Here is a 26,718-nt window from a genome sequence, read left to right as displayed (position 1 = left end):
GCAAATGATTTTTGTTGGTCTCGGTACCCGTACTTTGGGAACCGGTTCCCGAACCTATCTGGATTACCCATATTTCCCTCAATTGGAATTTTGGTTGTCCGGTGGTTCTAATACTATTATACGAGGGGATACAAAGTGGAAATAGCCACGGTAAAAGAACTCTACGCACAGAAGGAAAACTACCTAAATAAAAAGATACAAATAAACGGCTGGGTAAGGACAGTCAGGACTTCCAAGACTTTTGGCTTTATAGAGCTTAACGACGGGACATTTTTCTCCAACCTGCAGGTGGTATATGATCAGGACCTGGCCAACTTCAAAGAAGTATCAAAGCTCATCACCGGCTCTGCCATCAAGGTGTATGGGGGACTTGTAGAGTCACCCGGGGCCAAGCAGCCTTTCGAACTGAAGGCGGAAAGCATAACAATAGAAGGGCTTTCCACACCGGACTACCCCCTGCAGAAAAAAAGGCACACCTTTGAATACCTGCGCACGATTGCGCACCTGCGCCCCCGCACCAATACATATGCCGCCGTATTCAGAGTAAGATCGGTCGCTGCTTACGCCATTCATAAATTCTTTCAAGAAAGAGACTTTGTTTATGTACACACACCCATTATCACAGGCAGCGATGCGGAAGGCGCCGGTGAAATGTTCCGGGTAACCACCCTGGACTTTGATAAAACCCCGCGAAATGCAAAAAAAGAAGTGGACTTCACCAAAGATTTCTTCGGTAAAGAAACAAACCTGACGGTCAGCGGCCAACTGGAAGCGGAAACATACTGTATGGCTTTTAATAAAGTATATACTTTTGGCCCTACCTTCCGGGCTGAAAACTCAAACACCCCGCGTCACGCAGCCGAGTTCTGGATGATCGAGCCGGAAATAGCTTTTGCCGACCTGACCGACGACATGAAGCTGGCAGAAGATATGCTCAAATTTGCGATACGCTATGTGCTGGAACACTGTTCCGAAGAAATGAATTTCTTCAACAGTTTTGTAGACCAGTCCCTGCTTGAGCGTTTGGGAAACATAATCAACGCCGAATTTGGCCATATCACTTACAGCGAAGCAATCGAGATCCTGAAAAAATCCGGGGAACAATTTGAGTACCCGGCTGAATGGGGACAAGACCTGCAGACCGAACACGAGCGTTATATAACTGAAAAGCACTTCGGCAAGCCTGCTTTCGTAACGGATTACCCCAAAGAGATCAAAGCTTTTTACATGAGGTTGAACGATGACGGCAGGACTGTCGCAGCCATGGACCTATTGGTCCCCGGCGTAGGTGAGATAATCGGCGGTAGCCAGAGAGAAGAAAGACTCGATTACCTGGAAAAAAGGATCGAAGAGCTTGGATTGAACAGAGAAGATTACTGGTGGTACCTGGACCTCCGCAAATACGGAGGTACCAGGCATGCAGGTTTTGGTCTGGGCTTCGAAAGGTTAATCATGTACCTGACGGGGATGAGCAACATCCGTGACGTTATTTCCTTTGCCAGGACACCTAAAAATGCTGAGTTTTAGGGACAGAACATTCATAGACGAACGTGATGATGCCGACGACAAGGCGCCGGCACTAGATGAACCTTAGTGAAATGGGTGTTCGATTTCAATCGCACTTGCACTGCGAAAGCAGCCTTCTACCAAACCCGGATATACTGCAGTCCTATAGGGTCATGTACGAATGTTGAAAGAGCTCTGTCTTTTGTCAAAAACCGTTGCAGGACTTTATGTCCGGCAACGGTTTTTGACAGAACAACCATACTCATCTAAAAGGCAGGAACTACACTGCCCTTGTAATTGTCTTCAATGAATTTCTTGACTTCGGGCGACTGCAGGGCCTGGCCCAGCTTTTTGATGCTGTCCTTGTCTTTGTCCTCGGACCTGACCGCCAGGATGTTGGCGAAAGGGGAATCCTTTGCTTCCATGAAGATGGAGTCCTTTACAGGATTGAGGTTCGCTTCCAGCGCGTAATTGCTGTTAATGACGCAGAGATCCAGATCCTCCAGCGCTCTTGGCAGCATTGCGGCGTCCATCATCTGGATCTTTAATTTTTTCGGGTTCTCAACGATATCCTTATCAGTGGCGGTTACGCCGGCGCCATCTTTGAGTTTGAGCAGTCCGGCCTCCTGGAGGACCGCTAAGGCCCGCCCACCGTTGGTCGCATCATTGGGGATGCCTATACTGGCGCCGTCGGACAGCGCGTCAAGCTTTTCAACCTTTTTGGAGTACACGCCCATAGGTTCGGTATGTACCTTAACTGTATAGGTCAGGTCAGCGTTATTCTTGGCGTTGTAATCCTCCAGGTATGGGGCGTGCTGGAAGAAGTTGGCGTCAATCTGCTTGTCCTTCAAGGCAGGGTTTAAGAGCACATAATCGGTAAACACCTTGATTTCTAAGTCCACATTTTCCTTTTGCAGGATGGGCTTTACTATCTCCAATATTTCGGCGTGCGGTTTGGCGGTAGCTCCAACCACCAACTTGGCGGGAGTATCTGAACTCCCGGCGTTTTCCTGGGCCGGCTTGCCGCCGCAGCCCGCTAAAACACCTGCAGCAAATATTAGACAACCTACGAGTACCAAAAACCTTTTCACGCTTTTTACCTCCTTTTGTTAACTATCTTACCGGCGAGATTGTCGCCTAGCATTTGGACCCCCTGGACAAGTATGATGAGGACTATTACAGTAATCCACATCACAGTGTCCTCATAACGCTGGTAGCCGTAATAATAGGCCAGGGTACCCAGTCCACCTCCTCCCACGATTCCCGCCATAGCTGAATAACCAACCAGGTTAATGGCAGTTATGGCAAACCCCAGCAATAAAGAAGGCATTGCCTCGGGCAACAAAACTTTGGATACAACCTGAGAATTGCTGGCTCCCATCGAAACAGCAGCCTCAACAAGCCCCCACTCAATTTCTTTTAATGAAGTCTCCACCATCCGGGCAACAAAGGGTATGGCCGCAAGCGTAAGCGGCACTATTGACGCCACAGTGCCGATAGATGTGCCGACCACAAAGCGGGTAAGCGGTATGAGCAAAATCAGGAAAATAATGAATGGGACGGAACGCGCGGCATTGACTATCGACCCGAGAACCCGGTTTAAGCCCTTGTTTTCCATGATATGGTTTTTAGCAGTGGTTACCAGTATGATGCCCAGCGGCAGGCCAAACAGGTAGCTTAAAACAGTGGATATCAGGACCATATAGATGGTTTCCCAGGTAGCCACCAGTACTTTGCCGACAATCCAGGAATTATCCCCTAACAGCTCAAGCATTTGTTAACACCTCTATTTCCAGGCCCTGTCCGCGCAGATAATCAAGCGCCTCTTGCAATAACTCGGGATGCCCGATTATTTCCAGGGTCAGGTTGCCAAACGGGGTATCTTTAATCCGGTCGATGTTACCGTAGATGATGTTGACATCAACGTTATAGCGCCGGACCATTGAGGAGATCAGGGGCTTGCCCGCCGAAGCGCCGATAAATGACACCCTGATAAGCCTGGTTGTGGTTTCGCCGTTTCGCTCCGTGGAACTGTGCAGCAACTCAGCGGGTACCTCATGGCTGATAACCGCATTGACAAAACTGTGTGAGGTAGGTGTCTGCGGGTTTGAGAAAACATCCAGAACATCACCGATCTCTACAATCCGGGAATTGCTGATGACCGCAACCCGGTCGCAAACCTCTTTAATCACGTTCATATCGTGGGTGATCAACAAAATCGTCAAATTGAGCTGCCGGTTGATATCTTTTAATAATTTTAAGATCGAACGGGTCGTCTGCGGGTCTAAAGCTGAAGTGGCCTCGTCGGATAAAAGCAGCTTGGGGCCGTTGGCCAGTGCCCGGGCGATACCCACTCTCTGCTTTTGGCCTCCGCTCAACTGGCCCGGGTGCATCCCGGCCTTGTCGGTAAGGCCCACCAGTTCCAGGAGTTCCTGTACCCGCTTTGTTGCTTCCGCGCGCGGCACTTTTGCTATCTCCAGCGGGAACATGACGTTGTCAAAGACGGTTCTGGAAGACAGCAGGTTGAATTGCTGAAAGATCATGCCGATCTTTTGCCGGGCTAAACGCAGCTCCCCCATGCCGAGCGAGGTAATCTCGCGTCCATCGACCGCAATAGACCCACGGGTAGGCTTTTCCAGCATGTTTATACACCGGATCAGAGTGCTTTTGCCTGCTCCGCTCAAGCCGATAATTCCGAATATCTCACCCTTTTTCACAGTGAGACTGACATCATCCAGCGCCAGGACTTGTTGACCCGTTGTTGCATAGATTTTGCTGAGGTTCTTGATCTCGATCATTTCTAATACCTCCACTGAGGTATAATTTTCTTTTTGTTGACTTATTCCTGCTTTTCTGAAAAAAAAGACCCGGCTCCAAATATTCTCATCAACCAGCCTATTAATATTACGAGTATTTCTCTATGATATAAATATATAGTAAACCAATTATCTTTATTAATATCACCCGCAAAGGTATAATTTTGTCAACAAACAATAATCCCGATATTACCTGGTTCGTCTCAGCTGCTTACCGCCGGCCAGGTATCCGAATCATTTACCCTTACCCCTCAATCGGATCTTCCGGACCGGTCAGATCCAACTGATAAAATACCAGGTCAAGCCACTTGCCGAACTTGAAGCCGGCCCTCTTTATTGTGCCGGAATATTGAAAACCCATTTTTTCATGCATTACAATACTTTTTTCATTCAAAGCATCTATACCGGCAACCAATGTCGCATACTCTCTTTCATTAGCAAGCTTGATTATTTGTTTTAACAGCGCAGTTCCAATGCCGCGTTTCCGATAGTCCTTATGTACATAAACCGAATGTTCTATGGTGTATTTATAAGCCGGCCAGGCTCTAAAAGGTCCAAAAGTGGCAAAACCCATGACCGTATTGTCTTCTTCGAAAACGATGACCGGAAAATTGTCCTCATTCTTCTTTTGAAACCACAGCTTTCTTTCCTCTATTGTCTGGACCTTATAGGTGTATACTGCCGTGGTATTTAATATAGCGTCATTATAAATTTCCATAATCTCACACAAATCCTTTTCAACTGCCTGCCTGATCATGCAACCCATACCTCCCTGCATTAGCTTAACATCGATTTCAATTAAGAGCCACTCAAAAAGCCAACTAATAAAAATTTCAAACTATCCAGAAGGGTGAGACAGAGAACCGTCCCCCGCCTCACCCTTATTGGGCGTTCACATAGGAAGTTTGACATTGTTTTTAATGTAAAGGTAAAGTAACCAGCTCTTGACTAAAGTAAAAATTCGCCGTAAAATTGTTCCAGACCGACCAGTCGGTTTGTTAGGGGGGCTGATAATTGTGGATAAAGCATTAAAAAAGGACTTAATCGCAGATGCTGCCTTAGCTTGTTTTTTGTCCTCCGGTTATAATTGTACTACTATGGATGAGATTGTAAAGGCATCGGGAATCAGTAAAGGGGGAATTTACTGGCATTTCAAAAGCAAAGATGAAATTTTTTTGTATATAATTGAAAAACGCCTGAGTGAATGGAACAGGGAATTCACGGCCCGGTTAAAAAGTGAAGATTCAGCGAAGGCGGCTCTTGGCAAATTTGTAGATCTCTACCTTGAAGTAATAGCGGCGCCTTTTTTGGCATTAACCCATGAATTTTTACTGCATATCAAGGATAAAGAAATATTGAACAGAGCTTGTTCCAATATCAATAACTCAAATAAAAACAATATCATCAAGAATGTTATACGGGACGGTATAACTAAAGGAGAGTTTAAAGCATTAGACCCTGAAACAGCTGCAAATATCTTTATCGGCACTTTCGAAGGTATCGGCGTTCAGTGGCTCAAGCAGCAAAATGATAAAAAAGTCTTGGAGCACACCGCTAAAACTGCTTTAGATATCTTTTTGGAAGGTATTTCAAATAAATAATTAGTTAATATGCTTTTTAGTATTGATTGAATAGCTTATAAAGGAGAAGATATCAAATTGAAACGTTTAACAGTCCTGGCCATATTATTGTTAATTGCGCTGGTACTAGGGGGCTGCGGCAAGAAAACCACGCCTGAAGAAGAAGTACTGTTCCCTGTTGAGATCACCAAAGCCCAAGTTGCAGATCTGGCCCACACATTAAATACCAGCGGGGAAATTATGCCCGGCGCCGAGGCGGCTGTAGCCCCAAAGGTTTCCGGCCGGGTAACGGCAGTGCATGTTAAGGTGGGAGATAGAGTTAGCAAGGGGCAAGTCTTATTCGAGCTAGACGCCACCGAAGCCCTCAATGCAAAAACCCTGTCAGAGGCCGGGGTGGGTGTAGCAAGAGCCGGTCTACATAAAGCTGAACAGGAAGTCACTGACGCCCAGTTGAACTATGACCGCATCAAAGCGCTTTATGAGGCGCAAACAGTGTCTAAAACACAATTTGAGCAGGCGGAAAGCAAGCTCAATAATGCCCTCATCGGCAAGCAACTGGCGGAGGAGCAACTTATACAATCACAGGCTACCTATCAAAACGCACTGGAAAATTGCAACAACTTCACAGTGGCTTCGCCATTAACAGGATTGATAGCATCGGTAAGTATAGAAAATGGTGAAATGGCCGGCCCTCAGGCTACCGCGCTAACAATAGTGCAGTTGGATACAGTTAAAGTTAAAGTACAACTATCAGAAAATGTTGTCGTTTCCATTAAACCGGGGGTCGAGGTTCCAGTAATCATTAACTCTTTGAATAAAACCGTAACCGGTACCGTAGTCTCGGTAGCGCCTCAAGCTGACTCTTCCACCCGGGCTTTCCCCGTGGAAATTCAAGTAAACAATGATCAAGGTGATCTTAAAGCCGGCATGGTGGCCCAATTAGACCTTGAAACCGGCATATCCAAGGGAGCGATAACACTGCCGGTAGACGCGGTGTTGGAACGCAACGGGCAATTTTATGTCTATGCGGTAGAAGACGGTAAAACCAAAGAAATAACGGTCAAGAAGGGGGTCTCGACCGGGGATCTGGTTGAAATAACCGAAGGTATTCAGGAAGGACAGGAGATCATTGTCAAGGGCAATCACCTGGTGACTGACGGCCAGGCAGTTGAAGTGGTCAATTCTGAAAGGGGGTAAACACGAATTGAAAATAACTGATGTATCTGTCGAACGCCCTCTTGCCATAACCATGTTGATTTTGGCCCTGGTTGTTTTGGGGCTGTTTTCTCTGCCCCGCCTGGCTGTCGACCTTTTCCCCAATATGGAGCTGCCGGTCGCGGCAATTGTTACCTCCTACGAAGGCGCCGCCCCGGCTGAAGTAGAGAAACTGATCACCAAACCAATTGAGTCGTCGGTGGCGACTGTCAGCAACGTTACGGAACTCAGGTCAATATCCCAGTTCGGGCGTTCGATGGTAATCGTAATATTCGACTGGGGCACCAGTGTGGACAACTCCGTTAATGATTTGCGTGATAAGGTCGAAATGATTAAAGGCTCGCTGCCATCAGATGCCGGCTCACCCATGACCCTGAAAATGGACCCCAATAATATGCCGATTATCATGCTCTCCGTTGAGGGGAAAGATTTGGTGCGCCTTAAGACAGTTGCTGAAGATACTATTAAACCCCGCCTGGAAAGAATCAGCGGGGTCGCCTCGGCTACAATTAACGGGGGCAAGGAACGGGAAATAAAGATCCAACTGGACCGGGCCAAAATGGAGTCCTATGGCTTGAGTGTCTCTCAAGTGGTACAGAATATTGCCGGGGATAATATTGCAGGTTCAGCGGGAACTGTTGACAGCGGTTCCAGCGAGATGACCATTAGAGTTTTAGGTGAGTACAATACTCCCGAATCCTTAAAAAATATCAGGATTAGTCTTTCAGGTACAGGAAACACCATTGCCCTGGGTGATATTGCCACTATCGAGGACTCGTTTAAGGACGAGACCACCTACACATCCACCAACGGCGAACCGTCCCTGGGTATTGACGTCATGAAAGCGTCGGACGGCAACACCGTGCAGGTGGCCAGGAAAGTACACGAGGAAGTTAACGAACTCAACAAAGTGCTGCCGGCAGGCATGAAGATAGAAACCGTAATGGACCAGTCCACATTCATCCAAAGTTCCATCGACGGTGTCACCCATCACGGTCTTTTGGGCGGCATATTTGCGATGATCGTACTTTACTTCTTCTTGCGTAATATTCGCAGCACTCTGGTCGTGATGATCGTAATACCCATTTCCATCATAGCCACGTTTGCCATGTTGTATTTCGGCAAGCAGACCATCAATATGATGTCCCTGGGCGGTCTGATGCTGGGACTGGGCTCCCTGGTGGACTTTTCCGTGGTAGTGCTGGAAAGTATCTATCGCTACCGCCAAAACGGTTTCGGGATTATTGAAGCAGCCAAGCTGGGCTCGGCTGAAGTGGGAAGCGCCGTGACGGCGTCAGCCATGTGCCAGGTACTTGTCTTTATGCCCATCGTCTTTGTGGAAGGGCTGGCCGGCATATTGTTTAAACCCCTGGCTTTAACCGTGAGTTTTTCCCACATCGCCGCTTTATTTGCCGCTTTAACGCTGGTGCCAATGCTTTCTTCAAAGCTATTGCAAAGTGTACCCCCGCCTGAAGCGGTTTTTGAAGGAAAAAGCAAAAACCCTGCCGTCCATTTTGGACGTCTCTTGCACAGGCTGAACGAACGTTACGGAAAACTTCTGCGGTGGGCTTTGGACCACAGAAAGAGAGTCGTCGGGTTAGTTGTTTTGGCACTGGCCTTGAGCCTGGCCGCCACGCCATTAATCGGGACCGAGTTCATACCCAATATGGACCAGGGCGAACTGACCGTAGACGTCAAACTGCCGGCCGGGACCAAGCTGGAAGAAACAAAACAATTCGCTGAAAACATTGAAGACCTGATCAGGCATGAAATCAGTGATGTCGACCATATCTTTGCCACAGTCGGCGGCGGCGGCGCCTATTCCATGAGCAGCGGAGGCTCCCGGGAGGCTTCTTTGCAGGTAAAACTGAAGCCCTTGGACGAACGCCGGATTACAACCACTGAGGCCGCGGAACAATTACGCCGGATTCTGGCCAAGGTGCCGGGAGCTGAGATAAATGTAACTACCGGGTCGGCAATGTCAACCGGCAGCGCGATTGATATTTCCATACGCGGCGATGACCTGGAAGTTTTGGAGCAGCTGGGCAACCAGGTACTCAATATCGTTAAAGAAACCGCCGGGACTAGAAATGCCGTAAACTCCCTGGCCGATGCCAGTTATGAACTGCAGGTGGTTGTAGACCGGGAACAAGCCGCCCGCTATGGCCTCTCCGCCAGCCAGGTATTGTCCGCGGTCCGCAATTCTTTTGACGGACAGGTTGTCAGCCAGATGCGCACCGGCGATAACGAGGTGGATATCAGGCTGGAAACCACCGACAGTTTAACCGCCACATCAGATACCCTGGCCAACCTGACCATTGTATCTTCCACCGGCGCCAGAGTACCTGTAAACTCAGTGGCGCAGATCGTAACCGACAAGGCCCCGCAGCAAATCTCCAGGTACACCCAAAACCGGGAGGTCAGTATTACCGCTGATATTGCCGGCCGGGACCTGGGCAGTATTAATGCGGAAATCAAGGCAAAACTGGACAACCTTGCTGTCCCTGAAGGTTACCTGGTTGAGTTTGGCGGTCAGGCCTCGGATATGGCGGAATCGTTCGGCTCCCTGGGGCTGGCCTTGCTGCTGGCTATTGTGCTGGTATATATGTTCATGGTTGCCCAGTTTGAATCTTTGTTCCAACCCTTTATCATTATGTTTGCCCTACCCCCCACCTTTGTCGGGGTGGTCCTGGGATTGGGCTTGACCGGACACCACCTGAGCGTGCCGGCTTTGATCGGCGCTATTATGCTGGTTGGGATTGTCCTAAACAACTCCATTGTGCTGGTTGATTACATTAACACCCTGCGCAAAAAGGGTTACGATCTCAGGGAGGCTATTCTGGAAGCCGGACCGGTCAGGCTGCGCCCCATCCTGATGACCGCGCTTACCACCATCCTGGCGCTCCTGCCTCTGGCTTTCGGTACTGGTGAAGGCTCCGAAGGACAGGCGCCGATGGCCGTGGTGGTGGCCTTTGGTCTAACCCTGTCGACGCTTATCACCCTGGTTTTTGTGCCCGTTGTGTATACTATTTTTGATGATTGGGGCAAAAGAATAAGCCGGAGGCTCAGCAGGAAGGCAAACGCCCAGGTGACCTCATAAAGTATATACAGGCGCAAAACATAGAAATTAGTTTCTCACGCTTATCACGGGCCGGTAGAGGACAAAACTAAGCAATGTGGTTGAGAACTTTGTGTTCTCGCGAGCAGTTGCCCACGCCGCTATCGCGGCGCCACGCGTCATGAAAACACCGGCGATGTAGGCGCGATTTCAATCGCACACGGCGCGCCAGCGCCGGACTTGTGGCAGCCAACGCTGCATTTGTGCGAATGAATTCGCACCTGCATTTTCAGAATTAGATAACACTGCAAATAAATAAAAGGCAAAGAGTTATCGCGTTGGCGCAGGCTCCTTGCCTTTTATCTTGCCCTTTTTTCCATAATAATATGGTATTGGATACTGGTGTCCCTTAATTTCCTTGTAAGAACCTCTTTTTCATCCAGGTCCAGGCACTCTCCTGCAGCTGATTATACTTTATAAATTCGTGGTAAGCCCGGGTAGCTAGAACTATTCCTCGGGGGATCTTAAAGCCGTACCTGGCCAGGCGAGCCAAATTCCAACCCTTTCCTCCGGACACCTGGGAGCCGGACTGAAAAGCTTCATCCCAGGTCAATATGTACTTGATTGGAGATTCCATTATTCCCGTCACCCCCTGTTTATATTATTGAGCTCCTTCCCGGTCAATGGCTCCGTATAAAAACAGGTCCACAATGTTGGCCATCTGTGGTCGCAGTTCAAATCTTGACGGATCCTTCAACCAGTCCATGACGACCACACCGCGCATAATATCGATTTGCGCTACCAGCAGAGTAACAGATACATCACGCCTGATTTCACCCGCCAGCTGTCCTTTGCGAATAATCTCAGCCATGATGCTCTGGGTGCCCGTTTCACCATCACTGTAGCCTGACCCCTTTGACATGTTCTTCAGCCGGTAGCCAAGGCAAATACCAGTTAGCTCCGGGTTTATTTCAACCCATTCGTAGGCTTTATCAAGAGCGGCCAGCAGGCGCGATCTGATGTCAGGCAGCTTATCCAATGTGTCAAAGGTCCCTTGCGCCAGTCCCCTGGATATTTCTCTCACATATTCCTCTACAATCGCTTCTTTTACAGGGAAGTGATTATAGAGGGTCTTCCTGGCGATATCAGCATCATTTGCTATCTGTTCCATAGTGGTATTGTTAAATCCCTGTCGCTCTATGAGCCCGATGGCCACCGCCACAATTTTTCGCCGTGTTTCCTTTTTCTTTCTCTCAGCCCTGCCTTCAACCGGCATATTCTCAAGTTCCAAAACCACACCTCCTCAAGGTTCATTGACGCAGAGAAAAAATCATATCTCTATACAATATGTAATATTACACAGTGTGTATTCGTAGTCTTATTCTCCCTCATCTCTTCAGATATGTCAATACCCCATTTGAATTGCAACATCTTCATAAATTGATGCGTTCATTTTACGAAATACCGGGCTTGTCAACGCCATCACTGATATCAAGCGACCCCTACATAATTGACCATTTGTGTTACGGTCCTTGCGTGGGATATAAGTGTTTAAACGACCTCATGGATTATAGCACCCCTATCATCCTGGTTATGTGGCTGCCCACCCGGCTTTGATCAACCGGCTGGCCTTGGATAAGCAGTTTGTCGATCTGCACAGCAACAATTTGGCCCAGTGGCTGGCGCACCGCCTGCTCGAAGAGGGAGCATTGCCGGAGCACCTGGCCTTTGTACGCACGGAGTATAAAAAACGCCGCGATGCGCTGGTCAAGGCGCTGCGGCGCTGTTGCGGGGAAAAACTGGTTTTCAATATGCCTGAGGGAGGTTTTTATCTCTGGTGCAGGATCCAGGCTCCGGTCTTATCCAGCAGGTTGCTGCACGAGGCCGCCAAAACCGGGCTTTCTTTTGTTCCCGGCGAGGCTTTTTATTCTACGCCGAACGGGGATAGGGAAATCCGCCTTTGCTTTACTACCCACCCTGAAGATCTTTTATCTGAAGGCGCCCGCCGGTTGGCCGAGGCATTGGCGCGCATAGATAAGGCCGGTCAGAGCAAAGGCGCTTCATTCAATACGACAGTCAGACCAATCGTTTAATTGAGACAGGGGCGGGTTCTCCTTCTTAAATTATAAAGCGCTCCCCATCATTTTCGCTTTAAAGTGCCATCCAATAACAAGTGTAAATTAATTTGTTCCTATTTCCTAAAGGTATTCATCCCGGCAATTTACGGACGCCTTTTTCTTTTTAATGTGCAATATTTACCGACTGAGTGCTTGAAATTAAATAAAAACAACTATATATTAGAGTAGCCTAATATATATAATTGCTAACTATTCTAAGGTGGAGATAAAAATGCAAAAAACAAGCGCTGAAGTTGATATGAACAAAAGACAAAAATACCTCGGGCAAAAGGGCCTGATAGCGCTTATAACATTCTTAAGCGCCTTTATACCACTGTCTACGGACCTTTATCTTCCCGCCTTACCTGGTATGGCGGTGTATTTTAAAGCCCCTGTAAACCTGGTCAACCTCACTTTAATACTATTTTTTATCTTTTTCAGCGCCGGAATGTTATTCTGGGGACCGTTAAGTGATAAGTACGGGCGTAAGCCTGTTTTGCTCACCGGTTTGACTGTATATATATTGGCAAGCTTATTTAGCGCATGTGTTGTAAACGTATACCAACTGATAATATTCCGGGTATTTCAAGCAATTGGCGGTGGAGCTGCCGCTTCTGTTGCAATGGCTATGGTTAAGGATACTTATGATGGTAAAAAGCGGGAATCCATTCTGGCCTTGGTTCAGTCAATGACCATGATATGTCCAATAACCGCCCCGGTTCTAGGAGCGATTCTATTGAAATTCATTTCATGGCGGGGTATATTCTGGACTCTTACCGGTATCGGCATTTTGGCCCTGGCGGGCGCCCTTGCTCTGGAGGAAACTATAGGGAAGCGTTACACCGGAACGATAGGACAGACTATGGGCCGGCTGGGAGTTGTGCTCAAGAATCCTGGCTTTTCTTCCCTGCTCAGTGTGTTTGCTTTGGCCGGTATACCCACATTTGCTTACTTGGCCTCATCATCCTACATCTATATTGATGGATTTGGTCTGAGTGAACAGACATACAGCTACTTTTTTGCCCTGAATGCAGTGTTTTTACTGCTTAGTCCGATGCTATACCTGATTTTGTCCAGGCGATTCAACCGCGGTTCTATCATTATAACATGTTTTGCAGTGGTAGCCATGAGCGGAGCACTAATTGGCAGCCTGGGTAATCTCGGTCCCTGGCTATTTGCTGTCACCCTGATACCTTCAACCATAGCTTCCAATTGCGTGCGTCCTCCCGGCACCAACCTGATGCTGGAGCAGCAGCAGGAAGATACCGGTTCAGCTTCAGCCCTCATGAGCTGCGTCAGCCTTTTGATGGGCAGTGTCGGGATGCTTCTGATTTCTTATGACTGGAGCAACATCATTTTAGCCCTGGGCATCTTGAATCTCATTGTCGGGCTGACTTGCGGAGTACTCTGGTTGTTGATTTCAAAAAGATCTTTTATTAAACAAGTCCCCCAGATGCAATTGATGCAGCAACATCAAGCGAAACACAAAACAACGATTGCGGACCAGTAGAACGCATACTAGATGACCTTGGTATTTGATGGCATTCCATCAGCATTTCCACACTGAGTAGCTGTACCCAATAATAAAATTATTAAATTAATTCCAATTTTGCACTTCTACAATGTTCCCTTCAGGATCCCTTGCATAAGCAATAGTCAAGACACCGACACCTGATATTTTTATTTTAGCAATCTCACCTAACATGCTGCCACCGTTTTTTAATAGTTTATCGCAGATCAACCGGATATCCTCGACCAGGAAAGCTATATGGGCAAACCCTGGTTTATTAATAGAAGTTGCCTCATTTCTTTCAATTTGCTTGTTATAGGTAAATATTTCCAAAGTCGGACCATCCACATATCCAGGTAAGCGTAAATGCACACCCCTTACGCGGGCACTTTTTAAGTTTGTAATCTGATCGAACCATGCCCCGCTAAAATCCCGTTCTGGATATACGGGTTCACACCCAAAAACATTAATATAAAACTGAGCTAGCTTTTGCCAATCTTTTGCAACGATATTAGTATGGGCAAACTTTACCTCCATGTCAAATCCTCCCCATTAAGTATTTAATCGAATGCTTACAAAAACACTTTGATCAATGGTTTGGCATTATTGAAACTATGATTACTCGGCGCCGTGTTGCCAGAGTTGCCCAGGTGAAAAAACCTAATAGATGCGAAAAATATGTAACTAAGTATCTAATACATATATTACACTAATAAAGCCAAATTCAAAACCTATACTCATGTAACTTTAGGGCTCCACAATCACCCAAAATAAGTAAAAACACTGTAACAAGAGGGGCTTAGCCTGAAATAGGCAGAAATGTTAATCACCAAAAAAACACACAAGTTGCGGTAAAACCCCAATTATGTATGTTTAGATGGCTGTGAGCGTCAATAATCCCCACCTTGCATATCGGGTGGGGATTGAAATAGCCCTTCTTCCTGCAACTGTTTCTTTTTCCTTAAAAAAACAGCTAAATCATCATCCAGCTTATCCATCACCTCTTAAATTCTCGGAAACAAATTTCTTGAAATTCTAGTTGAAATCTTTATTATTTACCTCTTCCATATAAGCCGTGTGGCTTAGGGATTCAATTTTTTTACGTTTTGAAAACATACTTATCAGTAAAATTGCCATGAAGCTGGCTAACAGGCCCGCATATAGAGGATCCAGCCCTTTTGGAAAAGCTAAGTGCCATATTAGGTCCACCAGTGGGCCTATCAGTGCAGCTACGATTCCAGCCGGCGGCGTTACATGTTGCGGGAAGAACGCCGCCCCCAGCAATGGGAAAAGCACAGCGCAACCTCTGAGCCCCATGGATAAAAAGCTCCAACCCATTATCATAGACTTTAAACTGCCTGCAACAAAAAAGATTGCAAGAACACTTATAACAAAGATTAATATACGTTGTACTTTCAATACCTCTTGGTCACCAGCATGAACTCGAATAAACCGTTTATAGATATCCTTGGTAAGCATGGTGGAGACACCAAGTGTTAAACCTGCCCAGGTACCTATAATAGCAACTAATAATGTTGCCAAAACTACCCCTGCTAAAAAAGGAGACAGATAATTCATAACAAAGATAGGCAAGACTTGTTCGGATGGTGTATTTGGAAAATTAGCCCGCATAAATAAACCAACCAATATGCCTCCTATACCAAGCGGGGGAATCATAAAAGCAGAAATTAATGCTCCAGTACGGGCTTTAGCAAGGCTCTTGGCGGAAAGAACAGCCTGAATATAAGTTTGGGTAGAGAGTACTCCTACCAGTAGTGAAAACCCCGCCGCAAAATCCTGGTTGAAACTACGGCCAAACAGTGAAAACCAGGGGTATATTGGGAAATGAGCTGTTAACCCGGCCCAACCACCTACCATTTTATAAGCAAATACACCACAGACAATGGTAGCCAGGTAAAGTAAACCCAATTTTGCCACTCCAACTAGTCCCGCACCCCAAACTCCACCGAAAAATACATAAGCTAGTACCAATAACACACTTATCAAGGCAGCCAAGCTCGGATTGATCTGCAACATAGCAGTAAGCAGTGCTACTGCCGAAAGTCCTTGCGCAACAATATTCAGAAAAATACCGGTGGAAGATAAAATACTTGAAATTGGACCAATACGATGGCCATATACACTAACAAGGTACTGGGGCATTGTTTCTATATTTCTATCATATAACTTCCAGGCTAAGCCAAGCCCAAGCACGGCGCAAGCAATACCTCCACCCAGGGTGAACCACCAGGCGCAAAAACCAAAATTGAAAGCCAACTGTGCCGTACCTATAGTAGAGGAACCACCGGCCATAGTACCCATAATCGTCCCCGCCACCACTGCCTCATTAACCCGGCCTCCACCAAGGGAAAAATCCTTTGGGGATTTAACCATACTACCGGCGTATATTCCGATTGCTATGATTGCTAAAAGCGTAATTACAATCCCGGCAATGTGACCGGTCGTCAGTAACAAATTCATTCTTTAACCATATCCCTTCCCTGTAATCTAATATTCTTCAAATGCTTGTTGTTAAACTTTTCATAACAACTGCAAACATATTGAACCGGTTTAAAAGATAATTTCATGGCTTTTTACCTCTTCTTAAAGAGACGAGTTTAACTTTTGTTCTTAGAAAGTTGATTTAATAATAATATATCTATGCATATTTTTCTAATGCATGTTATTGAGATATTTCGGGCTATTTCATAGTTAATATCTATATTTAATTCCACAGCAAAACTTCTTTTAAAATTTATTGTTAAGGATTAATTATCCGGAAATTTATTGCTATGATAATAATGTCATTGCTACCCAATCATTAAATAACACCACTGGTTTGTGTTAAACAATAATTAGTGGTACCAAATAGGAATTTTCAATTTTACAATGCATATTCTTTATCAATTATAGAGGCTAAAACAAAATAACAAATGTTCATGATTATAATAATTAGAATATCTTTTAATATAACCCATAGTAATTTATATGGTTTATATGGATTAATATGGACGTATTTATAGATAATATCTATGGATAAAACTCTTTATATTCGCTATATGCATGCCCCTTGGTTATTTCAGTTGATTATATGGGCAATATCTATAGATTTTGATATACTTAATTTAGACTGAATTTCATGCTAAAGGGTGAGCAAAATGAATCTTTACCAGCTTTACTATTTCAGAACTCTAGCTAAGCTAGAGCACTACACAAAAGCTGCCGAAAAGCTTTCCTTGACCCAACCCAGTCTTAGTCATGCAATTTCAGCTTTAGAAAGCGAGCTAGGAGTTCCTTTATTTAAAAAGCAAGGTCGTAATGTTGTATTAACAAAACATGGTAAGTTATTTTTGCCGTATGTGGAAAATGCATTAAGGGAGGTGGAAGAGGGTACTAAAAAGATTAAAGAAATGTCTAGCGATACAAACGGTATAATTAGTATAGGATTTACCTATACACTTAGCTCTCATTTCATACCCAACTTAATCACCAACTTTTTAAAAGTTAATGAGCATAAGAATATAAAAATTTCTTTACATGAAGGCGAGACTACGAAGGAAGACTGTACTTCTGATTTAATCAACGGTTTAAAAGATGAAAAATTCGACCTGATTTTTGTTTCTCTGAAACCTAAAGATCTAAACATAGAATTTATTCCTATATATGAGCAAGAATTCGTTGCCCTTCTACCATATGATTGTCCTCTTGCTGGTAAATCCACGGTTGATTTAGAGGATACAAAACCCTATCAGTTAGTACATTACGCAGCAAAAAATGGGTTAAAACAAGAGATTAACCGTCTTTTTTCAATGGTTAATATGGTTCCCGAGGTTTGCTGTGAGGTAGAAGATGAAACTTCTATGGCTGGGTTAGTTGCAGCCAGTATTGGTATAGCCATTGTTCCATATAGCCCGACTTTCAATAGCTTTAATGTTAAAATTCGTCCAATTAGTAATCCCTTAGTTACAAGGCTGATTTATCTTGGCTATATAAAAAATCGTCACCTAACATTGCCTGTTCAGCGATTCAAAAATTATATTCTTAATAATTGCATGAACAAAAAGTTTCGGGTGAATAGGTTAAACTGGTCTTATTACCCAGATAATGAACAAGTCAAATAACCTGATAGTGTTCGGTTAACTAGTTTGTTATTATAGTAAAGGTGGAGATTTTCCAGCAGTTTATGCAGGAAAATCTCCACCTTAATCTTTACGAACCCTAATTACACATAACACAAATGCCAAAATACACTTGCGACGTTTTAAACAGACCTCATTTGCTACATTGTACCGCACCCAGTTGACCACTCACTCTAATATTGAGATCGGTTTAAGCCAGAGTGGTAGTGCCCTCCTCATTACTTTCCGAGTTGTGATTCCCAGGGGGTTAATGCAAAGCAACTGGAGTATTATCCGGCATTTATGAATAATTTCCAAGTTTGCTTTGCATAACGGATACTTTGCATAAGAGGGGGGATGCAAAGCTTAGCATATTCACCCTGGGTTCCTTTTAGCCAGCCTATCGGATTCTTTATATTATTGTTTTTAGGCAACTAAAATATGTTCTCAATTTCACTAATAAGATTATGTGCGGTAAAGTATTTAAGGCTATTTTATATAACAAAATTTAGTTGATATTCATAACTTGAACCAACACTTTCACTTTCTTTTTCATGCAATACTTTCTTTTTCATGCAATACTTTCTTTTGCATGGTTTCCGGCAAGAGGGCTACTGCTATTAACCCCAAGGCGAACACCGCCGGCGTAATTTCCAACCCAACTTTCAAACCATAATACTGCCCTATCAGACCCACTGTAAAAGGAGCTAAAACCGAACCCAGTCTTCCTATATTGAAGCAGAATCCTCCAGCCAGTGCACGAAATCTTTCCGGGAACAATTCACCATAATAAGCGCCCATAACGCCAAACACGCCACCGAAACCAAAACCGACCACAGCGCCCCACCAGAACAGTACTTCGTTGGGCAATATCAGGTACATAATAACTGAGACCGCATCAAACAAAAAGCAAAGTGCCATAACTTTCTTTCTGCCTATTTTATCAGCTAGAGAAGACCACGCTTGATAACCAATAAACATTCCAATATACATGACGATTGTGAAATTTGCCATTCTCTCAACGCTTAATCCTCGAACTGTCTTTAAATAAGTTGGAACCCATGAACTAACGCCCCAATAACCTCCCATATTGGCTACATTCAACAAGGTTGCCAATATGGTGATTTTTGCGATCTCTCCTTTGAAAAGGACACCAACGCCAATTTTTTCCCTTACTACGTTTTTTTCAGCTTTGAGTTTATCAGTTTCATCAGCCGGGATTGCAAAATAACAATAAATAGCGACAAGAATCGATGTTGAACCCACCAGGAAAAGAATCCGCCAATCTACACTTAAAGAAAATCTTCCAAGAAGTGCTGCGGCAATTCCTCCGAGTGCAAATGTACTTAACATGAAAGAGTTGGCTCTGGCGCGGTATTCTGCATTCCAGTGTTTAGTTAATAGTGCAACTGCGGGACCCCAGACGCCTCCAATACCAAAACCTGTGAAAAATCTTAATACCATCCAACTACCAAAGTGAGTAATAAAGATAACAGGGAATGTTGCAATTCCAAACCATACTAAACTCAAGATTATGGCGAATTTTCTCCCTTTATTTTCAGCAACTACTCCCAGGACAATACTGCCTACCATGGCACCGATCATGCTTACAGAAGACAATAAGCCCCCTTGGGACAATGAGATCCCAAGTACGTTGATGATGACAGGCATCGCAATGGATAGAATAATCAAGTCATAACTATCATAAAAATAGGAAAGAAATGTAGCCGCTAAAACCTGCCATCTTTGCGGTGTCCCAGGTTGACTTTGCGCAACGTTTACGCTGTTTTGCATTTATATCTTTCCTCCCTACTAGCAGATAAAGAATTTTTCTAAAAAGCCTGGTAATTCTTATCTTTCGTCATTGTAACGTAGAAGCCCTATATTGTGCAGTCCTCTGGTAAATTCGTCAGGAATAAAAAACTTTAATCCATAATTATCCCGGAAAAACCAATCGAAGTAAGTGAATAGTCCTCCTTTGCTAATATTCATTTTTTGACAACACCAAGGGTCAAAATACGCTGTATAATTTCTAAATTCAGGATATTCATAATAACGAAACATTTTTAGCCAATTTTGAGCTGCAAAAGGCCCTAAAATAGCTACATAGCTGTTTTCCGCTGCAGCTTCTTCTGCCGCAGCCGGCAACCATGCAGGAGAAAAAGCCAATTGCAACCGGTACTTTTTCCCCGACCATACTAAAAGATACTCTGCTCCATCTATCGCTTCAGCCACGACCAAATCGGAAACTTTTTGTTGTAGGTAGGCAACCAATTCCTTCAGAAATATACCAGCTGTTTGCTCTTTATCTGCTAGAGTCAGCTTTAAGTTTTTTTTCAGTTGCCTAATTTGCTCAGACACCAGAGGCAACACTTCATTATTCAGAGAAATCCCTTCATCTGTTCGTTCAAGAATTGCCATTTCCTCAAGGTTTTTTATTTCCTTTTCCGTTGTTTCCTTACCATGCAAGGAAGCTATATCTTCCAAAAGAGGCGCAGGTATCATGCTCGTCCCGCTTCTCCGGCAGCAAACGACGGCCGATTCAAGAACACTCAGGCAAGGGTAAGGGTTTCGTCTCTTCAGGTAATTCACTAAAGTTATTGCAGAAACCATCATTTTTCTCCTATTTACAATCTTAGAATTCAATCCACATCCATATGACCTCTGGTTTTTTAAAACGGGACGGTCAGAAAGAATCTAACCGTCCCTGTTTTCTTACAGACTTAGCGTATTTTTATCTCTCCAAAAGTAGGCAATGCAGGAGGAATAGGAGGCATTTGCCACGTGCTGGTAAGAGGAACTGCAGTATCCCTGTTAATGATCACATCAATGACAGTGGGTTTCTGGCTCTTGATCGCTGCTTCCACAGCAGGAGCAATGTCTCCAGGATTTTCTACGCGCACGCCTTCGCCGCCCATGGACTTGGCCATTGCTGCGAAATCTGGGTTCCAGAGTTCACCATCGTGATATTTTGTGCCTTTATAGGTTTCGAAGTTGGTGCCAATCTGCCGCCCGCCAAAGTAGAATCTCTGCAGGTCACGAATTGCGCCGATGGCATAGTTGTTCATGATAATCCAGACAGCAGGCAGATTATATTGGACAGCGGTTGCTACAGCATGAGGCATCATTAAGAAGCCGCCATCACCACAAACATTAATGCATGTTGTTTCAGGTCTGGCCAATTTAGCACCGAGAACACCACAAACGCCAAATCCCATAGCAGCAAATCCACCAGCAGTAAAGTGAGTTCCCGGGACTTCAGAACCCCAGAACTCCTCAATCCAAGGCTGGTTGTTTCCTACATCTGAGAACATGATGGCATCCTTCGGCGCAACTTTACGAATATCGTAAATCAAACGTCTTGGATCAATGGGTTTTTCATCACAAGTTTTAAACGGTGTTACAAAATCATCCCACTGCTTCTTATATCCTTTTAATTCATTAAACCAAACATCATATTTACCAGCTTCTTTAAGTTCCTTAGCTTTTTCAGTTAACTGGCCAAGAACGGTCTTGATATCACCTACAACTCCCATATCGACCGGATAGTTTCTGGCAATTTCGGAGGGATCGATATCGACCTGGATCAGTTTTGTAGCCGGGATGTTATAAGCAAAACCAGGCTGCCAGGAAGCAGTATGCAAATCGGAGAATCGGCACCCCAGAACCAGAATAACATCAGCATTGCGAGCAGCTTCAACAGCAGGATAATGCCCCCAGCAACCGCAGACGCCTAAATGAAGCGGATGGCTTTCCGCCATAGCGCCCTTGCCCATGAGGGAAGTATAGACAGGAATATTCATACATTCTGCAAATTTTAGCAGTTCATCTCTGGCTTCCGATACGTGGACGCCGCCTCCAGCCAAAATCAAAGGCCTTTTTGCTTCCTTTAATTTCTTAAGGATAGCTGCAATAACATGAGGTTCTGTACCATGACGCCAGGAAACGGAGTCAGCCCAGGTCTCAGGATCCGGAACTACGGTTTCACCTTCTGTTTGATAAACATCGTATGGAACTTCCAGATGAACCGGACCAGGTCTGCCTGTTTGCATCAATTTAAATGCCTTCGGAAGAAATGCTGCAATTTGCTGTACGGTTGTAGCCTGGTAACTATGTTTCACATAATTTCTGACTACCGAAGGGAAATCTGCCGGATGTTGGCGATAGGGTTCCTGCAGGGCGCCAGTGTCAAATTGATCGGTGGTAACTTCTCCGGTAATCAGCAAAAACGCGGAAGAATCATAATATGCGTTAGCCACGGCACATGTTGAAAGTGCTGGACCAGGTCCAGTTGAAACATAAACGGGAAGCGGCACTTTTGTAAGACGGTAATAAGCATCAGCCATAAATCCCGCTGCCGTTTCTATACGGGGCCAAACTATTTTGATCTGATCTTGTTTGTCATAAAAAGAATCTAAAAGACCGATCGCCCCATGTCCGGCATATCCAATCATATAAGGTATTTTTTCTTTTAACATATACTCAGCAACGACATCCGCGCCTTTGTATTTACCTAATTTGTCCGCGGTGTAAATCATATGACATCCTCCTTTTTTACTAAATCAACATTGCCTTAACTTACCATGGATGCTTTACGTAACTTATTTTCGTCGTTATCTTTTTTTACATCATCTCTTTTCAAAGTGAAGCTCCCCTTGGTACGGCTTGCTGTCACTTATAGTCACTACACATTTCGGGTAACACAAAGAGATAGAAATCTCCTAAATCTGCCTAACAAAGCCGGCGTGTTTTACCCTTTATTATCCGTATTATGGCCTGTTTCAGTATTCCGGTGAGAATACTCTTATTTCCCTTTTTCCTCTAATAAACGTAAAATCTTTTCCGGAGTAGCCGGAATTGATTCCACCAAAACACCAACTGCATCATAAATCGCGTTAACAATGGCAGCAGGTTGTGTATTGTTAACCATCTCACCAAGTCCTTTGGCCCCATATGGCCCGTATGGATCATAGCTCTCATGAAACTGTACTTCACTATGTTTGGGCATATCCATAAAAGTCGGTATGATATAGTCAGTATAATTGGATGTTTGCATATCAATGCTCTCCGGGTAATTCGGAGTAAGGTCTTCGAACAGGGCCATACCTATACCCATGATGTCACCGCCATCAACCTGTCCTTGAGCCGACAGACGATTAATTACCGTCCCAATATCATAGCAGGTATATAAATTTTCTACTTTTACAATACCTGTCTCATCGTCAACTTCGACATCTGCAACAGTCGCACCCCATCCCACGGTACGGCTTGGAAGCCCCTTGCCTGTTTCCGGATCGTACGGCGCGACCGGGGGGCGAAAGCCTCCTGCAACAATCAGCGGTACACCGCCAGGGTTGGCGTCTCCTCCAATGTCTTTCAATGTTACAGCCTGTGAGGGATCGCTTTCTTTAAACACTTTCCCCTTTTCATACTGCACTTCTGAAACATCGCAATGCAGCATACCGGCCCCATAAGACTTTAATAATCCTATGAGTTTTTTCCCCGCATCAATTGTTGCATTTCCTACTGTGTAGGTTGACCGGCTTCCGGCTGCGCCTATACTATAGGAACAAGTGTCCGTGTTCGTATTATCGTGCGTAAAGTTTTCCAGGCCAATTCCCAGAGTTTCTGCGGCAATTTGTATCGTCACCATTTTTAGACCTTGACCCAGATCGGAAATAGTATTGGTAATGTCAATACAACCATCCCTTTTAACCCGCATGGAAACGGTTTCGGCATCCCCTCCACCATTAAAACCTGTGGGATAGAAAACAGACGCTAACCCTCTTCCTTTTTTAATCATTACGGACTCCCCCTTCCCCAGAGTCTTTAGAGCTCATGGCAAGATATTTTTCAGGAAGTTCTACACCTGCCATTTTCGCCACTTTTTGCAGAACTTCGATGCCTGAAACAGCTACAAGTGGATTTTGGGCATGGGCCAGGTCCCCTTCCTTAAATGAATTAACAAAGCGAATATCAAAGGGACTGATCCCGACCGTCCTGGCGAGCTTTTCGGTCTGAAGTTGTTCCGCAAACTGCCCAACATTCACACCGAACCCCCTCATGGCGCCGCTTGGCATTTTGTTTGTATAAATCAGTGTACCGTCAACCCACACATTCTTGATTTTATTTGGACCCGCTATATAATTTACACTCTTTTCTAAAACATACATCCCCATCTCGGAATACCCGCCGCAGTCATGAATAAGTTCTACCTGGCGTGCGGTAATGACACCGTCTTTACGAATTCCATCCTTATACTTGAAGAACCACGGATTACGAACTGAGCTGTGAAGCATTTCATCTTCACGGGTGAACGCAAATTTCACAGGTCTTCTGGTCTTTAAAGCCAATAAACCCGCGATATGGTCGGTATGAATGCTGAGCATACCGCCGAATCCACCGCCAATGGTACCGCCAACAAGCTTCAATTTGCTCAGTGGAATTTGAAATACATTTGCCAAATCCCACTGGGTAAAAAACAGACCCTGAGATTTTGAATGAATAACAAGTCTGCCTGTGCCGTCAATATATGCAAGTGAACTGCAGGTTTCCAAAGGCGCGTGTTCCTGGGATGTCGTCCTATAACTTCCTTCTACAATGAAATCAGCTTCAGCAAAACCCTCTTCAATATTTCCCTTTCTAATTTTTCTGGTCGGATATTTACCATCAAACAGGTAGCGGTTTCCTTCCGGACGTACTAAAGGCGCTCCCTCTTTCATAGCTTCGCGCGGATCAACTACAGCAGGAAGCTCTTCTATGTCCAGCTTTATTTTGCTCAACGCTTCCAAAGCGGTAGCTTTGTCATCGGCTGCAACCGCTGCTATATTCTGCCCCTTGAACCTTACGATTTCCTCAGCTAGAACATCCTGATCCGGGTACATGGCAAATTTGTTGTACGGAACATCATCTTTAGTAATAACTGCATGAACACCTTTTACCTTGAGCGCCTCTGAAATATCAATTGAATGAATCCTGGCCCTCTTGTAAGGAGAACGCAATGTTTTGCATATAAGCATTCCAGGCATTTTAACATCGCTCGGGTACACTGTTTTTCCGGTTACATGCCCCATAACATCATATTTAGGAATGCTTTTGCCAACATAATTAAGCATTTATCTCACTTCCTTCCGGGAGGCGGCCGAATTCTCCGCTTACTACAGCCGAAACAGCTTTAACATACTCCTTATATCCACCGCATCTGCAAAGATTTCCACTTAAGGCATCCTTGATTTCCTCTTCTTTTGGAGTCGGATTATCCAATAGGAACGCAACTGTCGCCATTACCATACCAGGCGTGCAATAACCACATTGTGGAGCGCCATATTTGATAAATGCCTGCTGAACCGGGTGAAGTTCTGAGCCATTACTGAGACCCTCAACTGTTACAACTTTTTTCCCTTCTGCCGTAAGCGCCAGAACAGTGCAAGACTTTACCGCTTTTCCATCAAGAATTACCGTACAAGCTCCGCAATCTCCATGGTTACAACCACATTTAGGACTAACCAGATGCAGTTCGTCTCTTAAAACTTCCAGAAGCGTCGATTCAGGCTTTGCAATCGCTTGCATTTTTGTACCGTTCACATATAAATTTAGAATCTCTGACATTGGCTACTCCCCCCTTATTCCTGCTGCCGCTTTGATCGCGCGGGAAACCATTACCGGCGCAGTTTTATTCCGGTACCACGCGCTTGCTCTGAGGTCATCGATGGGATTGATTTCATTCAGCACTTTTAAGCTGGCAGTTTTAATTACATCTTCCGTAAGCTTTTTCCCGCGCAGAGCAACTTCAACCCGCTCACAACGAATTACGGTAGGCCCCACAGATCCAACTGCCACGCGCACGGTTTTACATACACTATTCTCCTGCTCCACATAGGCTGCCGCATTAACAACAGAAAGCGTTTCAGCCTGCCTTCTTCCAAGCTTTTTAAAGGAAGCATGTCCTTTTTTCAAATTGATTTCAATCCTTGTAAGAACTTCATCCGGTTTGGCGACAGTCTTTCCCGGCCCTGTGAAAAATTCTGAAGCTTTTACTGTTCTCTCTTCTTTTTCCGACTTTAAAATGAAGTTTGCATCCAGTACTATAAAGGTTGGGATGCTATCATTAGCCGGAGAGGCATTCATAATGTTTCCACCGATCGTTCCAGTATTTCTAATTGTAAGCCCCGCCATTTGACTAATTGTTTCAACCAGAACGGGAAGTTTTTCACAAATAACAGGATTTTTCATTATATCGTTCAGTTTGCAGCAAGCCCCTATAGAGATTACTCCGTCCTCTTCAATAATGGAATCCATGCCAAGGCATCCCAAATAAATAATTTGCAGGGGCTGTTTTTGTTCGCGTGGGATCATATTCAGTTCAAAATTAAGCCGGGGAACAAAATCCGTTCCCCCTGCCACGAACTTTATTTCGTCCTTCTCCAAATTAGCTCTATGCATAATCTCAAAAAGCTCTTCAAACGACTGCGGCGCTTCATACTTGTATTTTCTCATGGAATATCATCCTCCCTCTTATACGCAGCATTTCATCAGCAGCAATTCTTGTTACAGCTCAGATAGCAATAATTTATTTTATTACTATATTAAATAACCCCCTTTGTTTTCTTAGTGTCTTAATATGGATTCCACCGCGACAAATACCCTAAAGCAGGTCAAACAACCGAGGATCTGTAAGCTTTATTCCAGCTACGATCATTTTCCTCAACGTATCAAGTTTTTCTTTCATAAAGGTTTGCAACATAAATTCTTCTTGAGAAGCACAAAAATAAGCAATAAACTCATTCATTACATCCTTA

General features: G+C 44.8%; 22 protein-coding genes. 7 read left to right on the top strand and 15 right to left on the bottom strand.

The annotated features are described in order from the left end of the window. The first annotated feature begins 135 nt into the window (after positions 1-135). A complete protein-coding gene (gene asnS / locus Psfp_RS17730) occupies positions 136-1,527 on the top strand; it encodes an asparagine--tRNA ligase (protein ID WP_134219854.1) in 1,392 nt (463 codons plus the stop codon). A 245-nt stretch (positions 1,528-1,772) separates the two neighbouring features. Here asnS and Psfp_RS17725 read toward each other — a convergent pair whose 3' ends face one another. The 4 genes from Psfp_RS17725 to Psfp_RS17710 all read right to left on the bottom strand — a co-directional run bounded on the left by Psfp_RS17725 (position 1,773) and on the right by Psfp_RS17710 (position 5,079). Next, on the bottom strand, positions 1,773-2,597 hold the full coding sequence (locus tag Psfp_RS17725) for a MetQ/NlpA family ABC transporter substrate-binding protein (protein WP_134219853.1): 825 nt from the start codon (positions 2,595-2,597) through the stop codon (positions 1,773-1,775). Between the two features lie 5 nt (positions 2,598-2,602). Next, entirely contained in the window at positions 2,603-3,280 is a 678-nt protein-coding gene (locus tag Psfp_RS17720; protein ID WP_134219852.1) for a methionine ABC transporter permease, read from the bottom strand. After that, entirely contained in the window at positions 3,273-4,304 is a 1,032-nt protein-coding gene (locus Psfp_RS17715) for a methionine ABC transporter ATP-binding protein (protein WP_134219851.1), read from the bottom strand. Before Psfp_RS17715 ends, Psfp_RS17720 begins: the two co-directional genes overlap by 8 nt. 262 nt (positions 4,305-4,566) lie before the next feature. Continuing rightward, on the bottom strand, positions 4,567-5,079 hold the full coding sequence (locus Psfp_RS17710; protein WP_134219850.1) for a GNAT family N-acetyltransferase: 513 nt from the start codon (positions 5,077-5,079) through the stop codon (positions 4,567-4,569). Between the two features lie 259 nt (positions 5,080-5,338). Between Psfp_RS17710 and Psfp_RS17705 the strand changes: the two genes are divergently transcribed. The 3 genes from Psfp_RS17705 to Psfp_RS17695 are packed head-to-tail and all read left to right on the top strand — an operon-like array spanning position 5,339 to position 10,217. Beyond that, a complete protein-coding gene (locus tag Psfp_RS17705) occupies positions 5,339-5,923 on the top strand; it encodes a TetR/AcrR family transcriptional regulator (RefSeq protein WP_134219849.1) in 585 nt (194 codons plus the stop codon). Positions 5,924-5,980: 57 nt separating this feature from the next. Then, on the top strand, positions 5,981-7,099 hold the full coding sequence (locus tag Psfp_RS17700; protein ID WP_134219848.1) for an efflux RND transporter periplasmic adaptor subunit: 1,119 nt from the start codon (positions 5,981-5,983) through the stop codon (positions 7,097-7,099). 7 nt (positions 7,100-7,106) lie between these two features. Next, complete coding sequence (locus Psfp_RS17695) at positions 7,107-10,217, top strand: efflux RND transporter permease subunit (RefSeq protein ID WP_134219847.1); 3,111 nt, start codon at positions 7,107-7,109, stop codon at positions 10,215-10,217. A gap of 367 nt (positions 10,218-10,584) precedes the next feature. Here Psfp_RS17695 and Psfp_RS17690 read toward each other — a convergent pair whose 3' ends face one another. Together Psfp_RS17690 and Psfp_RS17685 are read right to left on the bottom strand one after the other, a co-directional pair. Beyond that, positions 10,585-10,812: a PEP/pyruvate-binding domain-containing protein gene (locus Psfp_RS17690; protein WP_192895513.1), complete on the bottom strand. Its 228-nt coding sequence runs from the start codon at positions 10,810-10,812 to the stop codon at positions 10,585-10,587. 24 nt (positions 10,813-10,836) lie between these two features. Beyond that, positions 10,837-11,466, bottom strand: a complete 630-nt coding sequence (locus Psfp_RS17685) for a TetR/AcrR family transcriptional regulator (RefSeq protein WP_134219846.1) — start codon at positions 11,464-11,466, stop codon at positions 10,837-10,839. Positions 11,467-11,770: 304 nt separating this feature from the next. Between Psfp_RS17685 and Psfp_RS17680 the strand changes: the two genes are divergently transcribed. Together Psfp_RS17680 and Psfp_RS17675 are read left to right on the top strand one after the other, a co-directional pair. Next, on the top strand, positions 11,771-12,268 hold the full coding sequence (locus Psfp_RS17680; RefSeq protein WP_134219845.1) for an aminotransferase class I/II-fold pyridoxal phosphate-dependent enzyme: 498 nt from the start codon (positions 11,771-11,773) through the stop codon (positions 12,266-12,268). Between the two features lie 256 nt (positions 12,269-12,524). Then, positions 12,525-13,802 (top strand): Bcr/CflA family efflux MFS transporter, encoded by a 1,278-nt coding sequence (locus Psfp_RS17675; RefSeq protein ID WP_134219844.1) that lies wholly within the window; start codon positions 12,525-12,527, stop codon positions 13,800-13,802. An 87-nt stretch (positions 13,803-13,889) separates the two neighbouring features. On the opposite strand, the gene Psfp_RS17670 is transcribed toward Psfp_RS17675, so the two are convergent. Further along, positions 13,890-14,339 (bottom strand): VOC family protein, encoded by a 450-nt coding sequence (locus Psfp_RS17670; RefSeq protein WP_134219843.1) that lies wholly within the window; start codon positions 14,337-14,339, stop codon positions 13,890-13,892. 498 nt (positions 14,340-14,837) lie between these two features. Beyond that, positions 14,838-16,283 (bottom strand): sodium:solute symporter family protein, encoded by a 1,446-nt coding sequence (locus tag Psfp_RS17665; protein WP_134219842.1) that lies wholly within the window; start codon positions 16,281-16,283, stop codon positions 14,838-14,840. 677 nt (positions 16,284-16,960) lie between these two features. Between Psfp_RS17665 and Psfp_RS17660 the strand changes: the two genes are divergently transcribed. Beyond that, entirely contained in the window at positions 16,961-17,923 is a 963-nt protein-coding gene (locus Psfp_RS17660) for a LysR family transcriptional regulator (protein ID WP_134219841.1), read from the top strand. 549 nt (positions 17,924-18,472) lie between these two features. Here Psfp_RS17660 and Psfp_RS17655 read toward each other — a convergent pair. The 7 genes from Psfp_RS17655 to Psfp_RS17625 form a co-directional block, all read right to left on the bottom strand. Then, positions 18,473-19,714, bottom strand: a complete 1,242-nt coding sequence (locus Psfp_RS17655; protein ID WP_134219840.1) for an MFS transporter — start codon at positions 19,712-19,714, stop codon at positions 18,473-18,475. 57 nt (positions 19,715-19,771) lie between these two features. Further along, on the bottom strand, positions 19,772-20,407 hold the full coding sequence (locus tag Psfp_RS17650; protein WP_192895512.1) for a hypothetical protein: 636 nt from the start codon (positions 20,405-20,407) through the stop codon (positions 19,772-19,774). 236 nt (positions 20,408-20,643) lie between these two features. Then, positions 20,644-22,458, bottom strand: a complete 1,815-nt coding sequence (locus Psfp_RS17645; protein ID WP_134219838.1) for a thiamine pyrophosphate-binding protein — start codon at positions 22,456-22,458, stop codon at positions 20,644-20,646. Between the two features lie 266 nt (positions 22,459-22,724). Continuing rightward, positions 22,725-23,723, bottom strand: coding sequence for a molybdopterin cofactor-binding domain-containing protein (locus Psfp_RS22570; protein ID WP_134219837.1), 999 nt, complete (start codon positions 23,721-23,723; stop codon positions 22,725-22,727). Further along, positions 23,716-25,035: a molybdopterin cofactor-binding domain-containing protein gene (locus Psfp_RS22565; protein WP_134219836.1), complete on the bottom strand. Its 1,320-nt coding sequence runs from the start codon at positions 25,033-25,035 to the stop codon at positions 23,716-23,718. The genes Psfp_RS22570 and Psfp_RS22565 overlap by 8 nt, the downstream gene beginning before the upstream one ends. Then, positions 25,028-25,528 carry a (2Fe-2S)-binding protein gene (locus Psfp_RS17630; RefSeq protein WP_134219835.1) on the bottom strand — a complete coding sequence of 167 codons (501 nt, stop codon included), beginning with the start codon at positions 25,526-25,528 and terminating at the stop codon, positions 25,028-25,030. The genes Psfp_RS22565 and Psfp_RS17630 overlap by 8 nt, the downstream gene beginning before the upstream one ends. Before the next feature lie 3 nt (positions 25,529-25,531). Beyond that, positions 25,532-26,416 (bottom strand): xanthine dehydrogenase family protein subunit M, encoded by an 885-nt coding sequence (locus tag Psfp_RS17625; RefSeq protein ID WP_134219834.1) that lies wholly within the window; start codon positions 26,414-26,416, stop codon positions 25,532-25,534. Positions 26,417-26,718 lie beyond the last annotated feature (302 nt).

The sequence above is a fragment of the Pelotomaculum sp. FP genome, from assembly GCF_004369245.1.
GTDB classification, from domain to species: domain Bacteria; phylum Bacillota; class Desulfotomaculia; order Desulfotomaculales; family Pelotomaculaceae; genus Pelotomaculum_C; species Pelotomaculum_C schinkii.
This window is presented reverse-complemented; position numbering and strand designations above follow the sequence as displayed.

Coding starts and splice junctions, on each gene's coding strand:
- Psfp_RS17660 (WP_134219841.1), top strand. CDS start 16,961: ATGAATCTTTACCAGCTTTACTATTTCAGAACTCTAGCTAAGCTAGAG.
- Psfp_RS17625 (WP_134219834.1), bottom strand. CDS start 26,416: ATGAGAAAATACAAGTATGAAGCGCCGCAGTCGTTTGAAGAGCTTTTT.
- Psfp_RS17710 (WP_134219850.1), bottom strand. CDS start 5,079: ATGATCAGGCAGGCAGTTGAAAAGGATTTGTGTGAGATTATGGAAATT.
- Psfp_RS17630 (WP_134219835.1), bottom strand. CDS start 25,528: ATGTCAGAGATTCTAAATTTATATGTGAACGGTACAAAAATGCAAGCG.
- Psfp_RS22570 (WP_134219837.1), bottom strand. CDS start 23,723: ATGATTAAAAAAGGAAGAGGGTTAGCGTCTGTTTTCTATCCCACAGGT.
- Psfp_RS22565 (WP_134219836.1), bottom strand. CDS start 25,035: ATGCTTAATTATGTTGGCAAAAGCATTCCTAAATATGATGTTATGGGG.
- Psfp_RS17655 (WP_134219840.1), bottom strand. CDS start 19,714: ATGCAAAACAGCGTAAACGTTGCGCAAAGTCAACCTGGGACACCGCAA.
- Psfp_RS17690 (WP_192895513.1), bottom strand. CDS start 10,812: ATGGAATCTCCAATCAAGTACATATTGACCTGGGATGAAGCTTTTCAG.
- Psfp_RS17675 (WP_134219844.1), top strand. CDS start 12,525: ATGCAAAAAACAAGCGCTGAAGTTGATATGAACAAAAGACAAAAATAC.
- Psfp_RS17665 (WP_134219842.1), bottom strand. CDS start 16,283: ATGAATTTGTTACTGACGACCGGTCACATTGCCGGGATTGTAATTACG.
- Psfp_RS17670 (WP_134219843.1), bottom strand. CDS start 14,339: ATGGAGGTAAAGTTTGCCCATACTAATATCGTTGCAAAAGATTGGCAA.
- Psfp_RS17720 (WP_134219852.1), bottom strand. CDS start 3,280: ATGCTTGAGCTGTTAGGGGATAATTCCTGGATTGTCGGCAAAGTACTG.
- Psfp_RS17715 (WP_134219851.1), bottom strand. CDS start 4,304: ATGATCGAGATCAAGAACCTCAGCAAAATCTATGCAACAACGGGTCAA.
- Psfp_RS17645 (WP_134219838.1), bottom strand. CDS start 22,458: ATGATTTACACCGCGGACAAATTAGGTAAATACAAAGGCGCGGATGTC.